Here is a 2,250-nt window from a genome sequence, read left to right on the forward strand (position 1 = left end):
GATCTTGGCACCGAGCGCCCGGGCGTAGTACGGCACCCACGGGGCGCTGGCGAGGCTGACAGCGCCGGCCAGGTCCTGGATTTGTTCGGCCAGCCACAGGCGCAGGTGCACGCGGCCGGACCGCGGATAGCTGCCCGGGGTCACCCCGCGCAGCAGCAGCCGGGCCGCCGCCACGGAGATCGCCATCCGCCCGGCCGGGCTGACGAACACCAGCCATGACGCCGCCACCCACCACCAGGACAGCGTCGGGGCCGCCGTGAAGCCGGCGACGGACGCCAGCAGGTTGTTGGCCGCCATCAGGTAGGTCAGCCAGCGCATCCCCACGAGGATATGCAACGGAATGCCCAGCAGCGTCTGCGCCCACTGGGCGCGGCGGGACGTGGGGCGCACCGACCGTTCGCGGGGCGCGACGGCACCGCCTTCCGGGAGGGACTGGCGTGCCGTGTCGATCAACGCCCCGATCCGGGGGGTGGCGTAAATATCGGCCACGGTGATGGTGGGGTAGCGGACGCGCAGGGCGGAGACCAGCTGGGCCGCGGCCAGCGAACCGCCGCCGAAGGCGAAGAAGTCGGCGTCGAGGTCCGCCACGGTGCCGCCCAGGACCGCGCTCCATTGCTCGACGATCCAGGCGGCGTCATCGGGCAGGTTCAGCGGCGCCGCGGCCGCGTCGGCGGCGCCCGCGCCGGCCAGCGGCCAGGGGAGTGCGTGCCGGTCCACCTTGCCGCTGGTCTTTGTCGGCAGGGCGTCCACGACGGTGAGCATCGGAATCAGAGGCGCGGGCAGGCTGGCGCCGAGCAAGGCCCGCGCGGCCGCGAGGTCCAGCTCCCGGCCGTCGACCGGCGAGAGGTAGCCCACCAGCACCTGGTTCCCGGCCGCCGTCGTCCGCACCGCCGCCGCAGCGCCGGCCACACCGGGCAGCGCCTGGAGCGCGGCGTCGACTTCGCCCAGCTCGATCCGGCGGCCGCCCAATTTGACCTGTTCGTCCGCGCGGCCGACAAAGAGCAGCCCCTCCCGCTCGTAGCGGACCAGGTCGCCGGAACGATAGGCCCGGGACCAGCCCAGGGCCGGCAGCGGAGCGTACTTTTCGGCGTCTTTGGCCGGGTCGAGGTACCGGGCAAGCCCGACGCCGCCGATGATCAGTTCGCCGATCCCGCCCTCCGCGACGGGCATCCCGTCGGAGCCGACGACGGCGAGGTCCCAGCCGTCCAGCGGCAGTCCGATCCGGACCGGGCCCGGACCGCCGAGCGGCGCCGCGCAGGCGACTACGGTGGCTTCGGTGGGTCCGTAGGTATTCCACACCTCCCGTCCGTCCACGGCCAGACGGTCCGCGAGTTCCGGCGGACAGGCCTCGCCGCCGAAGATCAGCAGGCGGACGCTTTCCAGGGCTTCGACAGGCCACAGAGCCGCGAGGGTGGGCACCGTGGACACCACCGTGATGCCGTGGTTGATCAGCCAGGGGCCCAGGTCCATGCCGGTCCGGACCAGGGCGCGCGGCGCCGGAACCAGGCAGGCCCCATGCCGCCAGGCGAGCCACATTTCCTCGCAGGAGGCATCGAACGCCACCGAGAGCCCGGCCAGCACCCGGTCCTGGGGCCCGACCGGCTCGGCCTGGAGGAAAATCCGCGCCTCGGCGTCGACGAAGGCGGCCGCCGAGCTGTGCCGCACCGCAACGCCCTTCGGCGTGCCGGTTGAGCCGGAGGTGAAGATGACCCAGGCGTCGTCGCCCGGGACCGGCTGTCTGGCTGCCGGGAAGGGCCGGGGATGGGCGGCATCCGTCACGATCGTGCCGCCGGCGCGCAGGATGCCGGAAACCCGGGCCTCGCTGAATACCAGTTTGGCGCGCTCATCGGGGTCGTCGGCGTCCACCGGAACGTAGGCGGCTCCCACCAGCAGCACCGCCAGGATCGACACGTACAGCTCGTTGGTCCCCGAGGGGATCCTGATGCCGATCTTGTCGCCGGCGCCGAGTCCGGCCAGGTGCAGCTGTTTGGCGGCCGCGCGGACCTCGCCCATCAGCTGGGCATAGCTGAGCGACCGGTGGCCGTCGTCGAGCGCGGACGCGTCCGGGAAGCGGTCGGCGGTCGCCTGCAGGATATCGATCAGGGTCCGCTCCGGCGGGGCCGCGAAGGCGCCCGGCAGTTGCGGCTGATACACGGGGTTCGCCGGGGCGGCAGGGTCCGCCGGGGTCCCGCTGCCGGCCGGGGTTCCGCTGCCGACCGGCGGCTGCTGCTCAATCACGGGGTGATTCTC

General features: G+C 73.2%; 1 protein-coding gene. It reads right to left on the bottom strand.

The genetic code is table 11. The features are described 5' to 3' along the window. A partial coding sequence (locus tag AB4Y86_RS17205) for an amino acid adenylation domain-containing protein (RefSeq protein WP_441403380.1) occupies nt 1–2,154 on the bottom strand: 2,154 nt, incomplete at its 3' end. Between the last annotated feature and the right edge of the window lie 96 nt (nt 2,155–2,250).

This window comes from Arthrobacter sp. 2YAF22_2 (assembly GCF_052114645.1).
Taxonomy (GTDB): Bacteria; Actinomycetota; Actinomycetes; order Actinomycetales; family Micrococcaceae; genus Arthrobacter.